This is a genomic window from Ruminococcus sp. 5_1_39BFAA, assembly GCF_964240875.1.
In the GTDB taxonomy this organism is placed as follows: domain Bacteria; phylum Bacillota; class Clostridia; order Lachnospirales; family Lachnospiraceae; genus Blautia_A.
This window is the reverse complement of sequence record NZ_CAXSVO010000008.1, coordinates 48,350-72,011: the sequence shown is the minus strand read 5'-3', so window position 1 is coordinate 72,011 and position 23,662 is coordinate 48,350. Positions and strand designations below refer to the sequence as shown.

The window sequence follows — 23,662 nt, the reverse complement described above, 5'->3', positions numbered from 1 at the left end:
CCTTTCTCTTTTGCCCCATCCTCGCACAGAGCGCTTTTCTTCTGTTTCTATTTGTGATACGGCTCGTTGTTCATAATACGATATCCCCTATAGATCTGCTCCAGCAGGATCATCTGCATGAGCTGGTGGGGAAAGGTCATTCTGGAAAAGCTCAGCTTATAGTCAGCCCTTGCCAGAACCTCCTCACTTAATCCAAGGGATCCTCCGATCACAAAATCAATGCTGCTTTTTCCTTCCACTCCAAGGCGTGCAAGAAGGCCGGACAGTTCCACGGAGTCCAGCATTTTTCCCTCAATGGCAAGTGCGATCACATAATCCTGCTCCCGGATATGCTTTAAAAGCCTCTCACCCTCAATCTGCCTGATCTGGCGATTGAGGGCATCAGAAGCCTTGTCCGGTGTCTTTTCATCTGCAACCTGGATAAAGGACAGCTTACAATACCTTCCCAGTCGCTTGGCATACTCGGCAATGCCGTCATTTAAATACTTTTCTTTAATTTTCCCAACAGATAGAATACGGATTTCCATAACACAAAGAAAATCCTATTCCACGAAATCCATAGCTGCACGGTTGCAGGTAACGCTTCTCACAAAAGTAGCGACCTTTACATGATCAGGATTGGTTGCATAAGCCTTTAAGGATTCCGGCGTGTCCAGCTCTGTGATCAGGCACAGATCATGGGTGCTTGAACTGATCGGCTCCGTAACCACAGTTGCACTTAAAAGTCCCGGCACCACGCCCACAAGCGCTTCCAGTCCCTCCTTGATCTTTGCTGCTGCAGCCTTCCTCTCATCCTGAGAAAGCTCCTCTCTGAATGACCATAATACCATATGCTTTACCATATCAATTTCCTCCTTCATATCCATTATTATCTGTTTTCCTCTACATAGGCGCTGAATTCCTCCATGGTCATAAGCACCTTTCTGGGTTTTGTCCCCTCCTCAGGGCCAACCACACCGGCATCGCAGAGCTGATCCATAATGCGCGCCGCTCTGTTAAAGCCGATCTTAAACATACGCTGAAGCATACCGATGGAAGCACGCTCCTTCTCAATGATAAACTTGCCCGCTTCCTCAAAATAAACGTCGTATTCCTCATTTCCCGATGCTCCACCGGAAAATGCCGCCGTATTCACCTGCTCCTCGATCCGGGTATTGTATTCAGCCGCAGGATTTTTGTTTGCCAGAAACTCAACAATGCTGCTGACTTCCTCATCCGAAACAAAAGCGCCCTGCAGTCTGGCCGGCTTCTGATAGCCCTGGGGATAAAAAAGCATATCACCCTTTCCAAGAAGCTTTTCTGCGCCATTCATATCCAGAATAGTTCTGGAATCCACACCGGAGGAAACAGCAAACGCGATACGGGACGGCATATTTGCCTTGATCAATCCTGTGATGACATTAACGGACGGTCTCTGTGTGGCGATAACAAGATGGATACCCGCAGCCCTGGCAAGCTGTGCCAGACGGCAGATTGCGTCCTCCACCTCACCCGGAGCTACCATCATAAGATCCGCAAGCTCGTCCACAATAATGACGATCTGCGGCATCTTCTCAGGACGTTCCTCACCTTCCGGAATGCGCATTCCCTCTATCTTTTTGTTATATTCCTCCAGATTACGCACACCGTATTCCGCAAAAGTATTGTATCTGGTACTCATTTCGGAAACAGCCCAGTTTAAAGCCCCTGCCGCCTTCTTTGGATCTGTAACCACCGGAATGAACAGATGTGGAATACCGTTGTACACGCTCAGCTCCACCACCTTCGGGTCGATCATGATCAGCTTAACCTCCTCCGGTGATGCCTTATAAAGAATGCTGATGATCAGTGTGTTGATACACACGGATTTACCGGAGCCTGTAGCTCCTGCTATCAACAGATGGGGCATCTTTGCAATATCCGCCACCACCGGTTTTCCGGCAATATCTTTTCCGGCTGCAAAGGAGAGCTTTGATTTTGCGTTTTGAAACTCCTGAGACTGAATCAGCTCCCGAAGCATGACCGGACTGTTTTCCTTATTTGGGACTTCGATCCCCACTGCCGCTTTGCCTGGAATCGGGGCCTCGATACGGATATCAGCCGCCGCCAGATTCAGCTTAATATCATCGGAAAGACCTACGATCTTGCTGACCTTGACTCCCATTTCCGGCTGCAGCTCATACCGGGTAACAGTAGGCCCGCAGCTTACGTTGGTGACTGTTGCGTTCACGCCGAAATTATAGAGGATTTCCTGAAGCTTCTGGGCTGTCCTCTTCAAATGGGCATCCGAATCACCCTGTGCTTTTCCGCTTCCCCGCTTTAGAAGCTTCAGCGGTGGAAACTGATACTCTTTTTTTACAGTAGCTCCCTGCTGATTGATCTCATGCTGTATATTTACAATTCCGCTTTCGATTTCCTGCTTCGAGGATTTTGGATTCCGAGAAGGCTGCCGGTGGGCCTTCTCCGGCTCAAAAGGGGGCGTTTCAGCCTCCTGCGCCGCTCCCGCTTCACCATATCCTCCAATAGATTCCTCTGCATCCGCAGCAGGAGCCTCTTCCCTGTGGATGGCAAAGGACATCTGGGACTCCTCTTCCCCATCCCTGGTGTCTATCGTCAGGGTATCTCCTTCAGGCTCTTTAGATTCCCCGTTTCTACTCGTCAGAAGTTCTGTCCCTTCCAGAAAATGACTTTCTTTTCGTTTGGCGGAAGACTTTTTCTTTTTGGGAGCAGCAGGAACAGATTCCTCTTTTTCTTCTGCTTCCAGCGCCTCCTCAAGCTTCCGTATCCGCTCTTCTCTGCGTTCCTGTGCCGCCTTCTGCCGCTGCTGGCTCTTCAGTTCTTTTTTAAGCTCTCTCTCCGGACGTCCATCCTCATATCGTTTCTGACCGCCCTTTACCATAGCGATGATCCAGTCCAGGATTTTGTTTATAAAACCGAAAAAAGACTTCTGGGTAATGATGATCAGGCACACCAGAAGCACCAGAATGATGATCACATAGCCTCCAACAGTTCCAAAGGCTGAAGTGGTTGAGATGCAAAGGGCACCTCCGATGATCCCTCCTCCTGTACGATAGTCCGAACACAGCTTATAGTAGTCCATCAGAGTATTGCTGCTTACATAGCCTTCTGTAAGAAGCTGCAGCAGACCGCACATAACCAGTAAAAACACGATCAGCGCAGCGGCCTTTTTATATGCCAGAGGATTGGCCCTGTTGGACAGCAGAAAGGCTGCTCCTATAAACAGGACAATGGGAAAAACATATGCCATAAGCCCCATCACGCCAAAGAAAAACTGGCTGATCGCGCTTCCCACAAAACCTCCCAGACCGAAATTGCTCACCAGCAGAATCACCGATGCCGCCAGGATCACCAGCAGGATGATTTCATTCTGAAAGCCATTGGACCCGGTCTTTTTTTTATTTGTCGTTTTTGAATTTGTAGTTTTCTTTTTAGTCGTCTTCGACGCTGCCATGAAAAGACTCCCCTCTATGATTTCTGTCAGGCAAAGTTCCCGATCAGAGCCAGTGCTCCTGCCAGGAAACAGTAAAATGCAAAGTAACGTAATTTTGTCCTCTGAAGGATCCGGAAGAATAAATGTACGGCAAAATAGCCTACAACTCCTGCCACGATCATCCCCAGAAGATAAGTAAAGCCCAGTCCCACTGTCATTTTAGGCGAGGTAAACTGAGAAAGCTCCATGAATAAAGAACCAATGATGGCCGGAATACTTACAATATAAGAATATTTTACAGCAAACTTCCGGCTGTAGCCGCAGAGCAATCCTGCACAGATCGTCATTCCGGCTCTGGAGATTCCAGGGAACACAGCGATTCCCTGGCAGATGCCGATCCACATGGCACTGTCGTAGGTAACCTCCTTCGGCGTTTTGTTTCCCCCGATATTGCCCAGATCCGTTACAAGCAGGAAAATCCCTGTGATCAGGATACAGGCTCCCGGAAGGAGCGGAGAAATGGCAGCCTTTGTCACAAGGCGTCTGGAGGTATATCCAAGAATCGCCGTGGGCAGAAAAGAAACCACCATAGCTGCTGCAAACTTCCGATAGGTACCATAAACAATTTTTGCGTAATGGAGATTATCCCCTGTTCTTTTGTTGTGCAGGTAAATGTTCAGATTTCCCACCAGATCCATGATCATTCCCGCAAGCTCTTCCCCGATCCGTCTGATATCACTCCAAAATGCCACAAAAACTGCGGCAAGGGTTCCCACATGAAGAAGCGCTTCAAACAGGACCGCCGTACTGCGCTCGATTCCCATCGCATTCTCCACAACAGCCAGATGACCAAAGCTGCTCACAGGAAGAAACTCTGTGATTCCCTGTATGATTCCCAAAATTATTGCATGCAACACTGACATAGTTTCGTTTCCTTTTCCTTTGTACTAAAATCTCATAAGTATCTCACAGACACTTTATCCGTATATCACATCGTAAATATAAAATGTCCCGATCTGTTTTCTGACACGGAAAGAAATGTTCTCCGTTTCGTATTCTTCCAAAGCTCTGTCCGTAAAAATGTGCTTTACATCCAGAGTCTCCAGATCTTTTACCGCCAGCTTCACCAACATACCGTCCACAGTGGGATTTCTGAATGAAGTCTTCTTCTTTCCGCTTAAGACAATCTCAATATGTGCATACCGGTTATAAACATCCCGGCGTTTTCCTTTTGTATCGATTTTTTCCCAACGTTCTATAGCCGGATACGTATTGGTGCAGTTAATGGTAGGTGCCCCTGCCACAATGGGAAGGTTGATATATGGATTTCCCATATTCTCCACGATCCACAGGCCGTTCTCAGGATCCTCCTGTACCGTTTCACGGATTGCCTGCGTAACCGGATTTTCAAGGACTGCATCAGCACCGGAATGCAGCGGATTCACCATAACCCCCCCCCCCCCGGCTACAGCTATTATCATACTATAAGTTGCCAGAAATTTGCAACCCTTCTTTCCCAAAGCAGCCGATCCAAGAAAAAATCCCGTGAAAAAAATACCGAAAATAAGCGGTACGGCAATTCCCGTATACAGATCCGGGTACTGTCTGCTAAGCCATGCTACACTGAAAATACTGAGAAATCCCGCACAGGCGAGACACCATTTTACCGGAATAGCCTTTTCCGAAATATGCAGCGCATACAATAGCAGAAGCAGATTGAAAAGTCCGGCAGCCAATACGGTCCGCTCTGACTGGCTCATGGAAAACAGCGTGATTTTCGCCAGCCACGAGGGCCAGGGAGTGATACAGTAAAGGCTCATGACCACAGTCCCTGCAAAAATCGAAATCAGCATAGGATCCTTTTTTCTTTCTTTTATCAGCACCCAGAGAGCTGCCAGGATTCCCAGCGGAAAGAACGAAAACATACTGGCAGCTTCACACACATTTGAGATACCCAGGTTGGCAGTTCTATATGGAAATATAATATTTCCGGCCCAATTCAGCAGAATTTTCAGCGTATCTCCCCCATGGAAGGAACGTTTTCCAGGATATGCGGTGTTCAGCACTGTCTGTACCGTGTCCCAGGATTTCAGGAAAATGCTTCCCATGGCAGCTCCCAGCAGTATCAAAAACAGAGCCAAAATAGGAATGTCCTTTTTCCACGACAGCATTCCGGGACGGTTCTCACGAATCACAATTCCGATGAGCAGCGCCAGATACACGTATCCCAGGGGCAACTGCCAGGAGGGATAAAAGGTAAGAATATAGCCTCCCATACAGAGAACCAGCGGAAATACCAGACAAGCCCGCTTTTTGTATGACTCTGTCCTGAGATAAGCAATTCCGATCAGCAGTGCAGCCTGTCCCATGACAAGCATTTCCACAAGACCATTTATGGCAAACCACCACTGTACTGCCGGCGAAAAGCAAAGCAGCACGGCATAAACTGCCGCATAGGATTTCCTTTTATGAAACAGATACAGTCCAAACTCAAAGGACACCAGCAAAAGGGCTAACAACCGCCCACACCAGAAAAAGGAAAGTCCTTTGGCCGGGGACAGGAATAAATACCCCCAATGAAAAGGACGGAATATCACTTCCCAGCTTTTCACCGGCTGCCCGTATACAATAAAAGTATCGGTATCCGTCCCCCTCAGTGTACTGGAGAAGTATGGAAATTCTCCATCCCTATTGTAATACTGAGAAAACGCCATGGGTGTATTCAACGCCCACTCATCGCTGCGGATCTCCCTGTATGTTCCCAACAGATCCTTTTCCATGCTTTCTTCATCCACATTTCCAAGATATTTATTCCAGGCCCCGATCGAGGAGCCGCTCAGTTCAAAAGCAACACAGAGTACCAGCACAACTGCCGCCAACACATATCTGTATTTATATATATATTTCAAGCTTCTTTGATCCTTCCCACTTTTACTATTCCGCGCATATCATCTGTTATCAGCCAAGCTTAGTTTACCATGGATTCCCAAACCGCACAACTAAATTCCGCAGGATCAATACCCGAAGTACGCGTCAATACCGTTTGCGATCCCCCGGACTATTTTTTTCTGGTAGGATTTTTTCTGCATCTTTCTGTCTTCTCCCGGATTTGACATATATCCCATCTCAAGGATCGTACATGGGACCTTGCACCAATTGTTTCCGCTCATGCTGTCTGTCTCCCAAACGTATTCCTTTTTCGCACCGGTTGCCTTTACATAGGAGTCCAGCAGGACCTGGGAAAGCTTTTTGCTCTTCTTTGACAGTGACTTTGACACAAAGGGGCTGTTGGATGTAGTACAGATCGTCATAGCACCGGTTATGCTGGTGTTGTCGCTTCCATTGGCATGGATCCGGATAAAAGCGTCCGCCTTTGCCGTATTTGCAATCTCCGCCCGCGCTTTGCAGCTCAGACCTTTTTTATTGTTTTTACGTGTCAGGATCACACGGTAGCCACGCCTTTCCAGCTCTGTAGCAACTTTTTTGGCAATGGTCATATTCAGCGCATACTCCGGCACCTTTGTCACGATTCCTTCTGTTCCGCCGGAATCCTTTGCTTTCTGCTGGCTGGAGCCGGGACCCAGCGGTTCTGTTCCTGGTTTTACCACGCCGGAGTGACCCGGATCCAGCACAATGGTCTTTTTCTTTGTCACACCGCTGTAGACGCCTTTTTTATTAAACCAGTACCATTTTTTCCCTATCTTCTGCCATCCCGTCAGTTTTTTGCCGTTTTTATCAAAATAATATTTTTTTCCATTGATGGTCTGCCATTTTCGCAATTCGCTGTTTCCGGATGCTTTTGTTTCCTGGGGAATAAAAAGCAGACTCATACAACATATGAGAATGAGCAGCCTGCGGATCATCTTTTTCATCGTCTTCTCCTCCTGATCGTCCTTTTCCCAACAGGACTTTTATACGACAGAACCGATGAACATGTGAGATTTTCACAGTCATCGGTTCCGCTGATCTTTATAACGTGTAACAGGTTGTTACATTATTCTGCATATTTTGCCTTGATGTACTCGTCAATTCCGCGTGCGCCGGCTTTTCCTGCGCCCATGGCGAGAATAACGGTCGCTGCTCCTGTTACAGCATCTCCGCCTGCGTATACACCTTCTTTGGAGGTCTTTCCAAACTCCTCATCGGCAATGATACATTTTCTCTTATTTACATCCAGACCGATCGTGGTGGAGGAAATAAGCGGGTTCGGGCTGGTTCCCAGTGACATGATCACAGTGTCCACGTCAATGGTAAACTCAGAGCCGGGGATCTCAACCGGACGTCTTCTTCCGGAAGCATCCGGCTCACCAAGCTCCATACGGATACACTTGATACCGGTTACCCAGTCTTTTTCATCAGTAAGAATCTCTACCGGGTTGCAAAGAAGGTCAAAGATCACACCTTCCTCTTTTGCGTGATGAACTTCCTCTGCTCTCGCCGGAAGCTCTGCCTCGGAACGACGGTAGATGATATGTACCTCTGCGCCCAGACGAAGTGCTGTTCTGGCTGCATCCATTGCAACGTTTCCGCCGCCTACAACCGCTACCTTCTTGCCGTGTGCGATCGGGGTATCATAGTCCTCACGGAACGCTTTCATCAGGTTATTTCTGGTCAGGTACTCGTTTGCGGAGAACACACCGTTTGCCTGCTCGCCCGGGATACCCATGAACATCGGAAGACCTGCACCGGAACCGATGAATACAGCCTCAAAGCCTTCTTCTGTAAGAAGCTCATCGATGGTCACGGATTTGCCGATGATAACGTTTGTCTCAATCTTAACGCCAAGTGATTTTACATTCTCAACCTCAGCAGCTACAACCTTGTCCTTTGGAAGACGGAATTCCGGGATACCGTATACAAGAACGCCGCCTGCTTTGTGAAGCGCCTCAAAAATGGTTACATCGTAGCCAAGCTTAGCCAGGTCTCCGGCACAGGTAAGTCCGGAAGGACCGGAACCGATCACTGCTACCTTGCGTCCGTTCTTCTGTGCTGCAGGAGTTGGCTTAATGCCGTTTTCCTTTGCCCAGTCTGCTACGAAACGCTCCAGCTTACCGATGGAAACAGCCTCGCCCTTCTTGCCGCGGATACAAACGCCTTCACACTGGCTTTCCTGCGGGCAGACACGTCCGCAGACTGCCGGAAGTGCACTGGACTCGCTGATGATCTGGTATGCTTTCTCAAAGTTTCCTTCTTTTACTTCATGTACAAATGCAGGGATATTAATGGAAACCGGACATCCCTCCACGCATTTTGCTTTTTTACAATTCAGGCAGCGGGATGCTTCATCCATCGCTTCTTCTTTGTTATATCCAAGACATACTTCCTCGAAATTGGTGGCACGAACTGCCGGCTCCTGCTCTCTGACAGGCACTTTCTTTAAAACATCAATATCTGCCATTATTTGTCACCTCCGCAATGTCCACATCCGCCGTGATGTGTGTCGCCTTCCTGAAGCTTCAGCATTGCACGGCCTTCTTCGGTCTTATACATCTGCTGTCTCTTCATAGCCAGATCGAAATCTACTTTATGTCCGTCAAACTCCGGACCGTCAACACAGGCAAATTTTACTTCACCGCCAACCATCAGACGGCAGGCTCCGCACATACCTGTTCCATCCACCATGATCGGATTCATGCTGACGATGGTCGGAATATTCAGTTCTTTTGTCAGAAGACATACAAACTTCATCATGATCATCGGTCCGATGGCGATACAGACATCATATTCTTTTCCCTGATTCTGAACAAGGTCACGGAGAACATCGGTACCCATACCTTTTCTTACGTAAGAACCGTCATCCGTTGTCACATACAGGTTGCAGACTTCGCTCATCTGCTCTTCCAGAATAAGGAGGTCTTTTGTCTTAGCACCAACGATAGCGTCTGCTGTAATGCCATGCTCATGAAGCCATTTCACCTGCGGATAAACAGGAGCTGTACCAACACCGCCGGCTACAAACACGATGCGTTTCTTTTTCAGCTCTTCAATGTCCTCATGTACCAGCTCAGACGGCTGTCCCAAAGGACCTACAAAATCTTCAAAGTAATCTCCTGCCTTTAACTCTGCCATCTTTGTGGTAGATGCACCAGCCGGCTGGAAAACGATAGTTACGGTTCCTTTTTCGGAATCATAGTCGCAGATAGTAAGCGGAATTCTTTCGCCCACTTCATCCATCTTTACGATTACGAACTGGCCCGGCAGACAATGTTTTGCAACACGCGGGGCTTCAACGTCCATAAGAAAAACGTTTGCAGAGAGCTTCTCTGCTTTCAGAATCTTATACATAATTCCCTCCTGATATGTATTTTTCACGTAACTGGTCACGAAGTGAACAGTAACTTTTAACTGACACCTGAATGCGCCTGTTATTTTCTTATTAACTATAGCACAAAAAACACGGATAGTAAAACAAAAATCTGCAAAAAATGCAGATTTTGTTTTGCCCATTTATTAGTTCCAGGCTATTTAACCTCTTTTTCTTTCCCTGCGCCGGATTTTTCCCTTTTTTGCTCATCGATCATGCTGTACAGCTTCGAAAGAGCCTCTTTCATTCCCCCGACTTCATCGATCAGACCCTCCTTCACAGCCTCTCTTCCTTCCAGCATGGTACCTACATCTTTAACGAGCTGCGTCGTGTCCAGCATCAGCTCCTCCAGACGCTGCTGTGTTGTATTGGAATGATCAGAAATAAAGGTGGTGATGCGGTCCTGGATCTTTTCCATGTTGCGGTAGGTCTGTGCCACACCGATGATCATTCCGTTTGAACGCACCGGATGAATGACCATAGTCGCGCTGGGAACCACAAAGGAATAGTCCGCGGAAACCGCCATGGGGACTCCGATGGAATGTCCCCCGCCCAGCACAAGAGAAACTGTGGGAATACTCAGGGAAGCGATCATTTCCGCAATGGCAAGGCCTGCTTCCACATCTCCGCCTACCGTGTTGAGAAGAATAAGAAGCCCATCCACCTCGCAGTCATCTTCTATCATGGCAAGCTTTGGGAGCACATGCTCATACTTTGTCGTCTTGCTGTGGGAGGGTGCTGATTCATGGCCCTCCACCTCACCGATAATGGTAAGCAACTCCACCTTGTATTTCTTTGTATTGCCATCCAGGATCACCTGACCCATATCCTTGATCTGTTCATTCTGCTTATCTTCCCGCTCCAGCTCCTCCTGCTTTTTTTCTTCCTCTCTTTTTTCGCCCATTATAATACCTCCAGATTCAATTTCTGGAGGTATTATGTGTAAATTAAGGAAATTCCATTCATTTCCCTATTATTTTTATCACGGCTGTGTGACCGTAGATCAGCGGACCGGAATCCATAAAAAATACCGTTCCGTCGACAGGCGCGTAAATATGTGCCCGCACTTCCCCATCCACAGGATTCAGGATTTCCGCAAGAAGCTCACCCTTTCTCACCTCCTGCTCCACGCGGACAACAGGCTCAAAAAGCCCTGCCTCCGGAGAACGGACGGAAATGATATCATGATCATCCACTACCCTCGAAGCATTCTGCTCTTTGTCTTTCCAGCGGACAAGCCCTGTAGATGACATAAAAGAAAAAACAGCTCTTACGCCCCGCAATGCACTCTCTTTGTTGATACGCTCCGTAGCTGTGGTATAAAGGCTGAACGCCTTTGTCTCCCAGATCTGCCAGTTATAATTCAGGGTGGTGGTATCATAAGGTCTGGAATTTCGGATGACCACATAGGGAAGGCCAAACTTTTTCGCCGCCTCCACATCCTCCAGCCCTGTTGTCATCACATTAATATAAGGCATAAATTCTCCGGTCATATAATTAGAAGCAAGGTGTACTCCATACTCATATCCCTGGATCTTATCAAAGATACCTGCCGCGATCCTTTGGGTTGTTTCTCCCTCGCTGTAGCCTGGAAACATACGGTTTATGTCTGTGTTGTCAATGGGCCAGAACCGCTTTTTAATGTTCATGGAATAAGGATTTGCCGAAGGGATCACCATGATCTCACAGCCCGGCGTCAGAATATCCTCCCGCTCCGCTTTTTTCAGTCTCTGAATAAGCTGAGAGCAGGTGTAAAGCTGCTGATATTCGTTTCCTCTCATGTTGCCGACCACGCACAAAGACTTCTTTCCGGTTCCAAACACATATGCCTTCACCTGAAAACTATCACGGTACAGGGAGCGGCTTTCGTATATGATCTCAGTTCTCATGGGAAACCTCCTCTCCCTCCCGGGTCCTTTTTTCAGCAAAGCTTTCCGGCGCTTCCTGGTACCCTGCCTTTAAGATCCTTGCAATAAGAGAGCCTTCATCCACCATGGGATATTCCCGTATGGTAAACAGGATTCCCTCCACCGGTGCTTTCATACGCTCCAGAATCGCACCCTGCAGCGGATCCACGATCAGGCCGATAGCATCGCCCTCCTTCAGATAATCTCCGTGATTAGCCTGGCTGATGAAGACACCCGCGATCGGCGCATTGAGAAAGGCCACCGCATCCTCCTTTTCTGCTAATATAGGAGTTCTGGGCTCTACGGCAGGACCACTCCACATACCCATTTTTTTCATTACGTGAAAAATGCCGTCTGAAAGCTGCTCACAATAAGACTTTGTAATGCGCATTCCAACTCCCATTTCCACCACCAGAGTGGGGGTATTCCGGCTGTTCAGGCTGTATGCAAGAGTAGATTCCAAAACAGTACTGTTGGAATGCACCCAGATTAAATCAATGTTCAGATCCTTTGCAATGGGTACAAGCTGATCCCTGTGAAGCTCGTTGATCCTCACCTGTGGAATCTCCGTGAGGAAAATATTGCTGGCATGGATATCAATACAAAGATCAGAACCGACAAGGTCATCCATGATCTTTGACGCCATGTACTCTGTCATAGAACCATCTCCGCTGCCAGGAAAAACACGGTTCATATCCAGGTCAAAGGCCGGGATTCCTCTTGTGATGGAATCGATTCCAAGAGGATTCATGGCAGGGTAAATATCCACGATCCCGTTTAAATATTCCGGGTGCTCCTGGATCCTCCTGGAAACCTCAAAGCATACATATTGTCCCTCCAGCTCATCTCCGTGAATTCCGGTGACGATGCTGATTCTCTTTTTATTATCTCCATCCCCTGATTCCAAACGATTTTTATGGATCTCCAATTTTTCCATAACCGGAAGGGGAATGGAAGCTACTGTTTTTATCAAGTCAACATTCCTCCATTTTTACATATATCTGCTGAAGCTGGGAAGCACTGCCCTTAAAGATTCCCTGACTAAGGCAGCAGTCCCTTGCGTCCCGTCCTACAGCAAAGCGGATATACTCATCATTTGTCATGCGGTTATGAGTCGGGTCAAAACCCTTCCAAAAGCCCTCACGGTACACCTCGATCCACGCATGGCTCTGTCCTTCCCCTGGAATTGCCCCAGCCACATATCGGGCAGTGATCCTTTCACGGCGCAAAAGCGCCAGAAGGATATGGGCATAATCCTGGCAAACCCCGCATCCCTGGGAAAAGGCTTCCTCCGCTTTCGTATTAAAATCCGTGCTGCCGCTTACATACCTAAAAGACGTCCAAAGTATGTCCATTACCTTCTCCGTTCTCGCCCATTCGTCTGTATTCTCATCAGGCAACGGCAGCGTATCATAAAATTTTTTCAATGATTCTCCCATTTTTGTAAGCTCTGTCTCATAACGGTACATTCCCAGTTGATATGCCTGCCGCTTTTCCGGCTCCAATGTATCCTCTGTCATGACAAATGCCTGCATTTTTACCTGGAACCTGGTATGAGGCTCCTGGCAGCAGCCTATAAGAATGGGATTCCCAAAAGAATCCCTGCCCCGGCTTTCACCGGAACAGGGGCAGACTGCGCATTGGCAGGATTCAACCTTCTGTGAAATCATATCACGTGGAAATAGCCGAAGACTGTATGAATGTCCTGTTACGGGAGAACTAAAATCATCCTGCAGTTCATATGTCAGTTTCCACAACCTCAAAAATCTATACCTCCAGAATCTGTTCCACTCTCGAAACGATTTTCGGATAGTCCAGGTTTTCTTCTTTTACAAGCTTGTTCAGATCCTCCAGGACTTCCTGACTGTATTTTAAATTACATCTGTCGATTCGTCCAGTCAATCTGTGAATTTCTCTTGTTAAATCTTCTCTGTCTCTGTGAAGGCGTCCGTAAAGGTCGATTCTCTCCACCCTTTTTCCCACCTTCAGTATATTTCTTACATTTTCGCTTAAAATCTGGTCATCACAGATTCCCCAGAATGCCATAAGGTTATCCAGGACGCGCTGGAACTCCATGAGCGGAGCTTCGCTTTCCGCTGCTTTCTGCATCTCATAAATTGCAAGCTGGATATAGGCCAGAGATTCGCTGCCGATCTCTTCACGGAGCACAATGGCATTATCGTAAGCGCGCATCAGATTGCTCATCATGGAATTGCAGTCTGTCTCGTCAAAAGCATACCGCCTGATGAAATCCTCCGGCGATGTATAGATTTCCGGGATATCCAGCTTTCTGCAGAATTCCCCGTACTGTTTTCCAATCTGGTCAATGAGCGTATCGTATGTAATAAAGTACAACCGCATAGTGGTGTAAACACGCTCTGTATATCTTCCAAGCCAGTAAAGCCTGTCTGTCTGTTCTACTGAGATAATACCCATGTGTCTTTAAATCCTCCTCCCTGAGATGAGTTTACAATAAACGAATCCGGATTTCTGGAAAATCTGGTCAGTCCGCTTTTCCATACCCTGGTGGTGTCCCCGCTTAAGACAAACGCACGAAGGTCTGCTTTTCTGGCAACCACTTCGCCGTTGTCAAAAATCTCCAGGTCTTCAAAATCAATAACCTCCTGTGCAATAAAGCGGCGAGGTTCTTTGTCAAGAAGCTTCAAAAAGCTTTCTTTTTCCGCCTTTGTCATCTTTTCCGCAAAGACAACGCCATAGCCGCCAGCCTCTGCCACATCCTTCAAAACAAGCCTGTCAAAATTATCAAGAACAAATTTCCTGTCATCCTCGTAGAACGGCAGATAAGTTGGTGCATTCTGCAGGATCGGCTCCTGATCCAGGTAATATTTGATCATCTTCGGCACAAAACAGTAAATGCCCTTATCGTCTGCAATGCCATTTCCAGGTGTATTGAGAAGCGCCACATTTCCTTTCCGGTAAACGTCAAAAATATGAGGGATTCCAATGACAGATTCCGGATTGAAATTCATTGGATCCAGATACTCATCGGAAATACGCCTGTACACAGCTCCCACCTGCTCCTTCTTTCCGGAATAGTCTACAAAGTACAGGCGGTCATTTTCTACCATCAGCTCGCTTCCGTTTACAAGATGGGCGCCTGTCTTTTCTGCCAGATAAGAATGCTCAAAGTAAGCGGCATTGTAACGGCCAGGTGTGAGAATGACATTGATTCCCCCTGTATTTACAGCATCCATGGTTTCTTTCAGCATATCCGCATAGTTTCGGTTATCCTCAAGATGATTCTGCTGATATGCCTTTGGAGAGCAGCGCCTGCAAAGATTTCTGGCGATCATGGGATAGGATGCTCCGGACGGCACACGGAGATTGTCTTCCAGGATATACCACTCCCCATTTTTGCCCTTTACCAGGTCAATGCCGGAAATATGGGAAAAGACTCCCTTGGGCGGTACAAAGCCTTCACATTGGGCCAGATAGCCGCTTGAAGAATAGATAAAGTCCTCCGGGATCACCTTATCCTTCACGATTTTCTTATCCGTGTAAAGGTCCTTCAGAAAGAGATTCAGCGCATCCACTCTCTGCTTCAGTCCCCGTTCCAGCACATCAAATTCATCCTTTTTAATGATACGCGGAATTACATCAAACGGAAAAAGCTGCTCTTTGAATACATTGTTTTTGTAAATTCCGAATTTGACCCCGTATCTGGCCAGCAATTCGTTGATCGTATCGGTCCGATCATATAAATCCATATCGTACAATAGGATTTCCTCCCTCCATATAAATATCAGCCAGCGAAGCGAATTTACGACAAAAAAGGCGCTTTGCTTACGCAAAACGCCTTTGTCTCCGCTACATAGAAATAATATATCAAATCTGCGGCAGAAAGTCAACAGACAGATTGGATTTTTTCACTCATCCCAGTTATGCCATACGTCTGTTACATCATCATCGTCGTCGAGAAGATCCAGTGTACGCTGCAGATCCTTTACTGCTTTTTCATCTTCCAGCTCCACATAGGTCTGCGGGATCATAGCAACCTGTGCCTCCAGAAGCGGTACGCCTGCTGCCTCCAGCGCCTCTCTGACTGCGCTGAAATCATCGGGAGCGGTAAGAACCTCGTAGCTGTCCTCTTCCTCGCTGAAATCCTCTGCACCTGCATCAAGAGCTACCATCATCAGCTCGTCAGCATCCATCTCACATTCTTCCTTGTCAATGATGATCTGACCCTTCTGGTCAAACATGAAGGATACACAACCCTGTGTTCCGATGCTTCCGTTTCCTTTTGAGAATGCGTTGCGGACATTGCTGGCCGTACGGTTTTTGTTGTCAGTCAGTGTCTCCACGATAATGGCAACGCCATTTGGTCCATAGCCTTCGTAAACTGCTTTTTCATAGCTGTCAGCAGAATCTGCTCCTGCTGCCTTTTTGATACCGCGGTCAATGGTATCGTTTGGCATATTGTTTGCCTTTGCTTTTGCAATGACATCACGAAGCTTGCTGTTATTGTTCGGGTCAGGTCCGCCTGCTTTTACAGCCATTACGATCTCACGGCCGATAATGGTAAAAATCTTACCCTTCTTAGCATCATTTTTTTCTTTCTTATGCTTTATGTTTGCGAATTTTGAATGTCCTGACATTTCTCTTCTCCTTTTGTTTCTTTCTTTATTTTTTCGGCCCGCACCTTTCCGATGGTCTTATTGCCAAGGGACAGGATTTTAAAACGATAGCCGTTTGCAACAATTTCTTTGTCCATATCCTTTTCCGTAGGAATATGTCCTAAGCATGAGGTCAGATAGCCGTTTAGTGTTTCAAATTCCACCTTTCCGAAATCAACTTCAAGCTCCTCTGCCACATCCTCCAGATATGCAAGCCCGTCTATGATCACACTGTTATCGATCTGAGTACGGAAGGTGATCTCATCCTCATCATACTCATCCAGGATATCCCCTACGATCTCCTCCAGGATATCCTCCAGAGACACGATTCCCGCAGTCTGTCCGTACTCATCCACCACGATCGCCATATGCAGCTTTTTCGCCTGCATACTGCGGAACAGATCTCCGATTCCTCTGGTTTCGGGAATAAAGGCGGCATCCCTGATCAATCCCGGTAATTCCCTGAGAGGCTTGAATTTTGCCCAGGAATTCTTTGTAATAAATTTCAGGGCATCCTTATAATGGATGACTCCCACAATGTTATCAAGCTTTTCTATATAAACAGGATAACGGGAGTTTCCCTCCTCCAGCATTACATCGATCACTTCCTGTAGCATATCCTCCTGGTCAAACGCCACCACGTTTTTCCGATGGGTCATAACATCCTTTGCTTCCGTTTCATTAAAGGAAATGATGTTCTGGATCATCTCCGCTTCATTCTCCTCAATGACACCCTGCTCATGCGCCTCACCTACAATGGAAATGATCTCCTCCTCTGTCACGGCATCCTCCGTCTGATTCAGATCAACCCCAAAAGGCCGTGCCGCCAGCTTTGCGATCAAGGTAATAAATACGGTAAGGGGGTACAGGATATTGGTGAAAAAGCTCACTGCTCCCAGATAACGGTAAGCATATTTTTCAGAATGATAAGTACCGATCCGCCGGAACGTGAGGATTCCAAGTGCAGCCAGAAGCACCACACCCAGCGCCAGCACCAGGATCAATGCAGGTACGTGCTTTATGTAGGGATGAAACGCATTGGCTGCCCAAGGTACCAGAAAAGCACCGAAGCATACTCCTGATGCCATTACAATAAGCGGAATGGCATTGACATATAAAGCCGGGCGGTTCATCAGCTCCAGAAGGCGGACTGATTTTTTGTCCCCTTCCTGCGCACGCTTCTCCACCTCATTTTCACTTAAATTATGAACTGCTGCCGCAAAGCCGTAAAAGATACCGTTCAGCCACAGTAATAAAAGTAATATCAATACGCCCCAAAGGGGCAGACTACTGCCGTCTTCCATAGTTTAAAAATCAGTTCCTCCATTTGTAAAACTACGTAAATACGCATAGTTACTGATAAAATATACCACCTAAACAGATTTTCGTCAAGTCTAAAAGGTCAGCTCCAGGCTGATTTCAAGTGCATGGTTCACTTTGTCCAGCATTGCCCCATCCAGGTGGCAGACCTTATCCTTCAGTCTCCGTTTATCTATAGTGCGTAGCTGCTCCAACAAGATTACGGAATCCTTTTCAATACCATAGGCAGAGGCATCTATCTCAATATGTGTGGGCAGCTTTGCCTTATTCATTTTTGATGTAATGGCAGCGCAGATGACGGTAGGGCTGTGCCTGTTTCCAACGTCATTCTGAATGATCAATACCGGACGGATTCCTCCCTGCTCGCTGCCCACAACAGGACGAAGATCCGCATAAAAAATATCCCCTCTTTTTATAACCACACAATTCACACTCCGATTTCTATTTTAACTGGCTTTCGCCTGTTCTAAAAAATAGTATTTCCACTTTTTTCTTGTGTATACATGCGTGGTAAGTTACTTAAAAGGAAGTTCCATTCACTAAGTGTCTACTTATACACCCTCGGCACCCTCTTGCTCACATCGCAGACAAATTCATAGGGGAATCGCCCGGACAATTCGCCAAGTGTCTCCACACTGATAAATTCTTCTCCGTCGCGTCCCATCAATGTCACCTCATCGCCCGACTTTACATCCGGAATGTCTGTCACATCGACCATAAACTGGTCCATACAGACACGACCGCAGATTGGTGCCTTTTTTCCGTGGATCAGAACCCATCCCTTATTGGAAAGAAGCCTTGGATATCCGTCCGCATACCCTACCGGAATAGTAGCCAGTCTTGTCAGCCTATCTGTTACATAAGTGCCGCCATAACTGATCTCGCAGCCCTTTTCCACATCCTTCACATAAGAAACACGGCTCTTTAATTCCATGACAGGGGCAAGCTTTACAATATCCCGCTCCACCTCATCGGAAGGATAAATGCCATAAATGGTGATTCCCGCGCGCACAACATTTAAGTTTGCCTCCGGGATCCGGATGATTCCCGCACTGTTGGAGCAATGGCGGATGGGAATCGAAACACCCTCTCCTTCCAGCATATCTGCAAACCGCAGATACCGCTCAAGCTGCACCATAGCAGGTGCTCTGTCGTACTCGTCTGCCCTGGCAAAATGGGTAAAAAGCCCCTCAATCTCCAGGTTCTCCAGTTCAGAAATTGCCTTGATCTCTCCCAGGCTCTCCCGCCCGTCTTTAAAACCGATTCTCGTCATTCCAGTGTCAACTGCCAGATGAATATGTACGGTTTTTCCAAGCTTTTTTCCTGCCTCGGCAAACTTTACTGCCAATTCCAGAGTACAGACTGCGATCCTGATTTCCTCTCTGGCAAGTGCTTCCAAATGTTCCTCAAAAACAATTCCCAGGATCAGGATGGGCTTTTTAATTCCTGCTTCCCGAAGTTCCAGCGCCTCCTCTGCAGTAGCAGTTGCAAAGCCCCAGATATATTCATAAGGCTCCATCAGATGTGCCACCTGCACAGCACCATGGCCGTAGGCATCCGCCTTGATCACAGCAATGATCTGGCTATCCTCCTTAATATTTTTCCTCATTTCCTCAAAATTCTGTGTAATGGCATCCAGTGATATCACTGCCTTTACTCTGCTATACTTTTCCATAATCTCATCCTCCCGTATCTCTTTGTGCTGCTCTCTATTTTTCGTTTTCCCGGAGCACTTGGGGCAAAATCCCTGTCAAATCTCCCGCTGTCATGCCTCTGATGCCGTTCTTCTCTCCATACCAGTCTGCGCATTTTCCGTGAAGGTACACAGAAAGAGCTGCCTTCATTCCATTGTCAACAGGCTCCTCTGCCGCCAGATACATACAGAACACGCCGGCAAGAATACCAGAGAGTACATCTCCGCTTCCTGCTGTGGCAAGACCTGCATTGCCTGAGCGGTTCAGATACAGCTTTCCCTTTCCATCCGCGATTACCGTACAGGCATCCTTCAGCACACAGACCGCTTTCGTCTCCCCGGCAAAAGCATTGGCGGTTTCCGCAATATTTCTTTTGATCTCCTCCACCGGATGGCAGCAGAGACGGCTCATCTCCCCCAAATGAGGCGTAACCACTGTATTTTCATTCAAAAATACCCGCCACTGGGGATTCATTGCCAAAAGATTCAGACCGTCCGCATCCAGGATGACAGGTTTTCCCGTTTCACAGGCTTTGGACAGAAAATAATGTGCACGCTTTCTGCTCTCCGCTCCGGTTCCAAGTCCAGGTCCGATCACAACCACATCGCACCAGTCCAGATTTTTTTTATTTTCCTCTTCTTCAAAGCTGCATGTTACCATTGCCTCCGGGAGCATGGTCTGCAGGGGCTGGCGGTTCTCCTCCACAGTCTGAATCTTTACCATGCCTGCGCCCGTTTTCAGGGCTGCGGCTGCGCTTAAGTAAGCGGCTCCGCACATTCCCTTACTCCCGGTCACCAGTAAAACCTTCCCGAAGGTTCCTTTGTTTCCCCAGGGAACCCGCTTCGGCAAAAGAGCTAAATCTTTTGTTTCCACGTACCAAGCCTCCACGGGTACCTCCGGTGATCGGTAGATGCCGATATCCGCCACAACAGTTTTTCCCGCATACATCCGTCCAGGGAAAAAGAGCAGCCCTCTCTTCAAAAAGGCAAAGGTCACGGTCAGGTCTGCATGAAAGGCGCATCCCAGCACCTCCCCCGTGTCTCCGTTTATACCGGAGGGGATATCTACCGCCACTTTTCTGGCATGGACCTTATTCATCTCTTCAATGATTTCCCCGTACCTGCCCTGAATGGGCCTGGAAAGTCCAACGCCAAAGACGGCATCTATTATAGTAGTATATTCATCCCATTTGGGGTTATTCGTAACAGGTACATGATAATTGCATGCAACCTCCCACTGAGCAGCCGTTTCTGCTGTCATTTTCTCTTGATTTCCAATAAAATAAATTTCACATTCATATCCCTTCAGAAAAAGTATCCTGGCTATGGCGATCCCGTCTCCGCCGTTATTGCCGCTGCCGCACACTACCAGGATTTTCTCCTGTTGGGTACAGAGGTCTTCCAGCTCCTCCGCGACCTTTAAGGCAGCACGCTCCATCAGCACAAGAGAGGGAATTCCTTTTCCACGTATCGTTTTCTCATCCAGAGCCTTCATTTGCCTGCAGGTTACCACTTCTTTCATATTGATCACCCGACTTTCTTTGCATAAAGTATGAAAGGCTGCCGCACGTCTCTCTTACTTGAAACCAGAGAACGGCGTCAGCCCTTTTTGTTTGCATGAATTTGTTTATTTATCAACATGTTCTTTTCGATACTGGCTCAGATTATAGGATAATGCCATCAGACTTTCCGAAAGATGTACGTTCTCCACGATCACATCCTCCGGTGCGTCAAGGTCAATGTGTGCAAAGTTCCAGATTGCTTTGATTCCATTGTCGATCAGCACATTTGCCATGTCCTTCGCCTTATTCTTCGGCAGCGTGAGAATGGCGATCTCCACCGGATTTTCTTTAAGAAACAATGGCAGCTCACTTACCATCTGAATCTCAATGCCCCGCACTGCAATCCCTTCCAGCACAGGATTCACATCGAAAATGCCAACCAGACGAAAACCTCTTTTTTCAAAATCCACATAATTGGCAAGTGCCTGTCCCAGATTACCTGCACCCAGGATGATCATGGGATGTATGGTATCCAGACCCAGGATCTTACCGATCTCTGCGTACAGATATCTCACATTATAACCATAGCCCTGCTGTCCAAAACCGCCGAAATTATTAAGATCCTGCCGTATCTGCGATGCTGTGACGTGCATTTTTTTACTCAGATCATTGGAGGAAATACGCTCCACGTTTTCTTCCATCAGCTCTCCCAAATATCTATAATATCGAGGCAGCCTTTTAATCACTGCTCTCGAAATTTCTTTAGCCTCCACAAATGTTCTCCTCCTTACAATACTATGTTAATTATAACGAACTGACATTTTATTGTCAATTAAAGTTGTGCTGATTAACCAAATTTTTGCTATTTTTTTGATATTTTGCCAATTATCATTTGAAAATAGCATGAAATTGGGTATAATAGGGATATTGTTTATTGGGCTAAAGGAGGTAATTATGATTTTGTCATGCCAGAGCATCTGTAAGGCATTTGGAGAAAAAGTGATTCTTAGAGATGCCTCTTTTCATATAGAGGAACGTGAAAAAGCGGCCCTGATCGGAAATAACGGTGCCGGAAAAACCACTCTTCTGCGTATCATCATGCAGGAGCTTCCTGCTGATTCCGGAAACGTAGTCCTTTCCAAAGATAAAAACATCGGCTATCTGGCACAGTATCAGGATATCCACGGACACCATACTATCTACGAAGAGCTGTTGACCACCAAACAATATATTCTCGATATGGAAAACCGGATCCGCACTCTTGAGCAGGAAATGAAATACGTATCCGGTGAAAAGCTGGAAGAACTGATGAATACATACACCCGGCTCACCCACCAGTTTGAGCTGGAAAACGGTTATGCCTACAAAAGCGAGATCACCGGTGTCCTGAAGGGTCTCGGCTTTGATGAGGAGGATTTTGAAAAGCAGATTGAAACCCTCTCCGGCGGTCAGAAAACCCGCGTTGCCCTGGGAAAGCTTCTTCTTTCCAAGCCGGATATCCTGCTTCTCGATGAGCCTACCAACCATCTGGATATGGAGAGCATCACCTGGCTGGAAACCTATCTTCTGAACTATCCGGGAGCTGTCTTCATCGTATCCCATGACCGCTATTTTCTCGATAAGGTGGTAACAAAGGTTGTGGAGATCGAAGCCGGAGAAATGAGGATGTACAGCGGAAACTATTCCGCATTTGCCCTGAAAAAGGCACAGCTTCGGGATGCCCAGTACAAGGCATATTTAAACCAGCAAAGAGAGATCAAGCACCAGGAAGCTGTTATCACAAAGCTTCGTTCTTTTAACCGCGAAAAGTCCATCCGGCGTGCGGAGAGCCGTGAAAAAATGCTGGATAAGATACAGCGTATTGAGAAGCCGGTTGAGGTTCAGAACCAGATGCGTATTTCCCTGGAGCCGCGGTACATCAGCGGAAACGATGTTTTAAGTGTGGAAGGGCTTTCCAAGGCTTTTCCCGGACAGACTCTTTTTACCGATATCTCCTTTGAGCTGAAACGCGGCGAGCGTGTGGCTCTTATCGGAAATAACGGAACAGGAAAAACTACGATTCTGAAGATCCTTAATGGAATCGTGGCTGCGGATGCCGGAAAATTCACCCTTGGCTCCAAGGTTCAGATTGGTTATTATGACCAGGAGCATCATGTGCTTCATATGGAAAAGACCATATTCCAGGAAATTTCTGATACGTATCCTACTCTTACGGAAACAGAAATCCGCAATATGCTGGCAGCGTTTTTATTTACAGGTGATGACGTTTTCAAAGAGATTTCCGCCCTCTCCGGCGGGGAAAGAGGACGCGTTTCCCTGGCAAAGCTGATGCTTTCCGAAGCGAATTTTCTCATTCTCGATGAGCCTACCAACCATCTCGACATCGCCTCCAAGGAAATTCTGGAGGAAGCGCTGAACAGCTATACGGGAACTGTATTTTATGTTTCCCATGACCGTTATTTTATCAACCAGACTGCCACCAGGATCCTGGACTTAACAAATCAGACCATTGTTAATTACATCGGGGATTATGATTACTATCTGGAAAAGAAAGATGAAATGACCCAGAAATACGCACCTTCTGCCCAGGTTGTATCAGAGGTCCGCCAGACCTCCGAAAACAAGCTTTCCTGGCAGCAGAAAAAGGAAGAGCAGGCGCAGAAGCGAAAACGTGAAAATGAGCTGAAAAAGGTGGAAGCCCGGATCGAGGAACTGGAAAGCCGTGACAGTGAGATTGATGAGACGATGGTTTTACCGGAGGTTTGCACCAACGTGGCGGAATGTACCAGACTGAGCAAGGAAAAGGCTGCTATTGCAGAAGAATTAGAAACTCTTTATGAAAAATGGGAGGAGCTTGCAGGAACAGACTAAA

The 23,662-nt window shown here is 47.2% G+C and carries 21 protein-coding genes; 1 reads left to right on the top strand and 20 read right to left on the bottom strand.

The genetic code is table 11. From position 1 onward, the window contains the following. Nucleotides 1–47 precede the first annotated feature (47 nt). From rlmH to ACESZH_RS10655, 20 genes are all read right to left on the bottom strand, one after another. Nucleotides 48–527 (bottom strand): 23S rRNA (pseudouridine(1915)-N(3))-methyltransferase RlmH, encoded by a 480-nt coding sequence (rlmH, locus tag ACESZH_RS10750; RefSeq protein ID WP_373214909.1) that lies wholly within the window; start codon nt 525–527, stop codon nt 48–50. Nucleotides 528–542: 15 nt separating this feature from the next. After that, nucleotides 543–842 carry a Dabb family protein gene (locus tag ACESZH_RS10745; protein ID WP_373214907.1) on the bottom strand — a complete coding sequence of 100 codons (300 nt, stop codon included), beginning with the start codon at nt 840–842 and terminating at the stop codon, nt 543–545. 26 nt (nt 843–868) lie between these two features. Next, complete coding sequence (locus tag ACESZH_RS10740; RefSeq protein WP_373214905.1) at nt 869–3,451, bottom strand: DNA translocase FtsK 4TM domain-containing protein; 2,583 nt, start codon at nt 3,449–3,451, stop codon at nt 869–871. A gap of 26 nt (nt 3,452–3,477) precedes the next feature. Then, nucleotides 3,478–4,353, bottom strand: coding sequence for an undecaprenyl-diphosphate phosphatase (locus ACESZH_RS10735; protein WP_373214903.1), 876 nt, complete (start codon nt 4,351–4,353; stop codon nt 3,478–3,480). 54 nt (nt 4,354–4,407) lie between these two features. Next, complete coding sequence (locus ACESZH_RS10730; protein WP_373219910.1) at nt 4,408–6,339, bottom strand: hypothetical protein; 1,932 nt, start codon at nt 6,337–6,339, stop codon at nt 4,408–4,410. A gap of 105 nt (nt 6,340–6,444) precedes the next feature. Next, nucleotides 6,445–7,302, bottom strand: a complete 858-nt coding sequence (locus ACESZH_RS10725; protein WP_373214898.1) for an N-acetylmuramoyl-L-alanine amidase — start codon at nt 7,300–7,302, stop codon at nt 6,445–6,447. A gap of 122 nt (nt 7,303–7,424) precedes the next feature. Continuing rightward, the gene (gltA, locus tag ACESZH_RS10720) at nt 7,425–8,828 is read right to left on the bottom strand and encodes an NADPH-dependent glutamate synthase (protein WP_373214896.1); all 1,404 of its coding nucleotides are present in this window, start codon (nt 8,826–8,828) and stop codon (nt 7,425–7,427) included. Beyond that, complete coding sequence (locus ACESZH_RS10715) at nt 8,828–9,715, bottom strand: sulfide/dihydroorotate dehydrogenase-like FAD/NAD-binding protein (protein WP_373214894.1); 888 nt, start codon at nt 9,713–9,715, stop codon at nt 8,828–8,830. The genes gltA and ACESZH_RS10715 overlap by 1 nt, the downstream gene beginning before the upstream one ends. A gap of 176 nt (nt 9,716–9,891) precedes the next feature. Continuing rightward, nucleotides 9,892–10,638 carry a ClpP family protease gene (locus ACESZH_RS10710; protein ID WP_373214891.1) on the bottom strand — a complete coding sequence of 249 codons (747 nt, stop codon included), beginning with the start codon at nt 10,636–10,638 and terminating at the stop codon, nt 9,892–9,894. Nucleotides 10,639–10,696: 58 nt separating this feature from the next. After that, the gene (locus ACESZH_RS10705) at nt 10,697–11,623 is read right to left on the bottom strand and encodes a succinylglutamate desuccinylase/aspartoacylase family protein (protein WP_373214890.1); all 927 of its coding nucleotides are present in this window, start codon (nt 11,621–11,623) and stop codon (nt 10,697–10,699) included. Then, a complete protein-coding gene (locus tag ACESZH_RS10700) occupies nt 11,613–12,614 on the bottom strand; it encodes a M14 family metallopeptidase (RefSeq protein WP_373214889.1) in 1,002 nt (333 codons plus the stop codon). The genes ACESZH_RS10705 and ACESZH_RS10700 overlap by 11 nt, the downstream gene beginning before the upstream one ends. 1 nt (nt 12,615) lies before the next feature. Further along, the gene (locus tag ACESZH_RS10695) at nt 12,616–13,404 is read right to left on the bottom strand and encodes a transglutaminase domain-containing protein (RefSeq protein WP_373214888.1); all 789 of its coding nucleotides are present in this window, start codon (nt 13,402–13,404) and stop codon (nt 12,616–12,618) included. A gap of 4 nt (nt 13,405–13,408) precedes the next feature. Further along, entirely contained in the window at nt 13,409–14,077 is a 669-nt protein-coding gene (locus ACESZH_RS10690) for an alpha-E domain-containing protein (RefSeq protein WP_373214886.1), read from the bottom strand. After that, on the bottom strand, nt 14,059–15,369 hold the full coding sequence (locus ACESZH_RS10685; RefSeq protein ID WP_373215080.1) for a circularly permuted type 2 ATP-grasp protein: 1,311 nt from the start codon (nt 15,367–15,369) through the stop codon (nt 14,059–14,061). Before ACESZH_RS10685 ends, ACESZH_RS10690 begins: the two co-directional genes overlap by 19 nt. A gap of 159 nt (nt 15,370–15,528) precedes the next feature. After that, nucleotides 15,529–16,257, bottom strand: coding sequence for a YebC/PmpR family DNA-binding transcriptional regulator (locus ACESZH_RS10680; RefSeq protein WP_373214884.1), 729 nt, complete (start codon nt 16,255–16,257; stop codon nt 15,529–15,531). Continuing rightward, the gene (locus tag ACESZH_RS10675; RefSeq protein WP_373214882.1) at nt 16,227–17,579 is read right to left on the bottom strand and encodes a hemolysin family protein; all 1,353 of its coding nucleotides are present in this window, start codon (nt 17,577–17,579) and stop codon (nt 16,227–16,229) included. The genes ACESZH_RS10680 and ACESZH_RS10675 overlap by 31 nt, the downstream gene beginning before the upstream one ends. 90 nt (nt 17,580–17,669) lie before the next feature. Further along, nucleotides 17,670–18,017, bottom strand: coding sequence for a type II toxin-antitoxin system PemK/MazF family toxin (locus tag ACESZH_RS10670; protein ID WP_092069144.1), 348 nt, complete (start codon nt 18,015–18,017; stop codon nt 17,670–17,672). 125 nt (nt 18,018–18,142) lie between these two features. After that, nucleotides 18,143–19,270, bottom strand: coding sequence for an alanine racemase (gene alr / locus ACESZH_RS10665; RefSeq protein WP_373214880.1), 1,128 nt, complete (start codon nt 19,268–19,270; stop codon nt 18,143–18,145). Between the two features lie 34 nt (nt 19,271–19,304). Next, nucleotides 19,305–20,810: an NAD(P)H-hydrate dehydratase gene (locus ACESZH_RS10660; protein WP_373214878.1), complete on the bottom strand. Its 1,506-nt coding sequence runs from the start codon at nt 20,808–20,810 to the stop codon at nt 19,305–19,307. Between the two features lie 105 nt (nt 20,811–20,915). Further along, the gene (locus ACESZH_RS10655) at nt 20,916–21,563 is read right to left on the bottom strand and encodes a redox-sensing transcriptional repressor Rex (RefSeq protein ID WP_373214876.1); all 648 of its coding nucleotides are present in this window, start codon (nt 21,561–21,563) and stop codon (nt 20,916–20,918) included. Nucleotides 21,564–21,744: 181 nt separating this feature from the next. Here ACESZH_RS10655 and abc-f point away from each other — a divergent pair, with 181 nt between their 5' ends. Beyond that, a complete protein-coding gene (abc-f, locus tag ACESZH_RS10650; protein WP_373214873.1) occupies nt 21,745–23,661 on the top strand; it encodes a ribosomal protection-like ABC-F family protein in 1,917 nt (638 codons plus the stop codon). The last annotated feature ends 1 nt before the right edge of the window (nt 23,662 follow it).

Coding starts and splice junctions, on each gene's coding strand:
- alr (WP_373214880.1), bottom strand. CDS start 19,270: ATGGAAAAGTATAGCAGAGTAAAGGCAGTGATATCACTGGATGCCATT.
- ACESZH_RS10685 (WP_373215080.1), bottom strand. CDS start 15,369: ATGGATTTATATGATCGGACCGATACGATCAACGAATTGCTGGCCAGA.
- ACESZH_RS10710 (WP_373214891.1), bottom strand. CDS start 10,638: ATGGGCGAAAAAAGAGAGGAAGAAAAAAAGCAGGAGGAGCTGGAGCGG.
- ACESZH_RS10675 (WP_373214882.1), bottom strand. CDS start 17,579: ATGGAAGACGGCAGTAGTCTGCCCCTTTGGGGCGTATTGATATTACTT.
- gltA (WP_373214896.1), bottom strand. CDS start 8,828: ATGGCAGATATTGATGTTTTAAAGAAAGTGCCTGTCAGAGAGCAGGAG.
- ACESZH_RS10660 (WP_373214878.1), bottom strand. CDS start 20,810: ATGAAAGAAGTGGTAACCTGCAGGCAAATGAAGGCTCTGGATGAGAAA.
- ACESZH_RS10725 (WP_373214898.1), bottom strand. CDS start 7,302: ATGAAAAAGATGATCCGCAGGCTGCTCATTCTCATATGTTGTATGAGT.
- ACESZH_RS10740 (WP_373214905.1), bottom strand. CDS start 3,451: ATGGCAGCGTCGAAGACGACTAAAAAGAAAACTACAAATTCAAAAACG.
- ACESZH_RS10715 (WP_373214894.1), bottom strand. CDS start 9,715: ATGTATAAGATTCTGAAAGCAGAGAAGCTCTCTGCAAACGTTTTTCTT.
- ACESZH_RS10735 (WP_373214903.1), bottom strand. CDS start 4,353: ATGTCAGTGTTGCATGCAATAATTTTGGGAATCATACAGGGAATCACA.
- ACESZH_RS10680 (WP_373214884.1), bottom strand. CDS start 16,257: ATGTCAGGACATTCAAAATTCGCAAACATAAAGCATAAGAAAGAAAAA.
- rlmH (WP_373214909.1), bottom strand. CDS start 527: ATGGAAATCCGTATTCTATCTGTTGGGAAAATTAAAGAAAAGTATTTA.
- ACESZH_RS10705 (WP_373214890.1), bottom strand. CDS start 11,623: ATGAGAACTGAGATCATATACGAAAGCCGCTCCCTGTACCGTGATAGT.
- ACESZH_RS10745 (WP_373214907.1), bottom strand. CDS start 842: ATGGTAAAGCATATGGTATTATGGTCATTCAGAGAGGAGCTTTCTCAG.
- abc-f (WP_373214873.1), top strand. CDS start 21,745: ATGATTTTGTCATGCCAGAGCATCTGTAAGGCATTTGGAGAAAAAGTG.
- ACESZH_RS10690 (WP_373214886.1), bottom strand. CDS start 14,077: ATGGGTATTATCTCAGTAGAACAGACAGACAGGCTTTACTGGCTTGGA.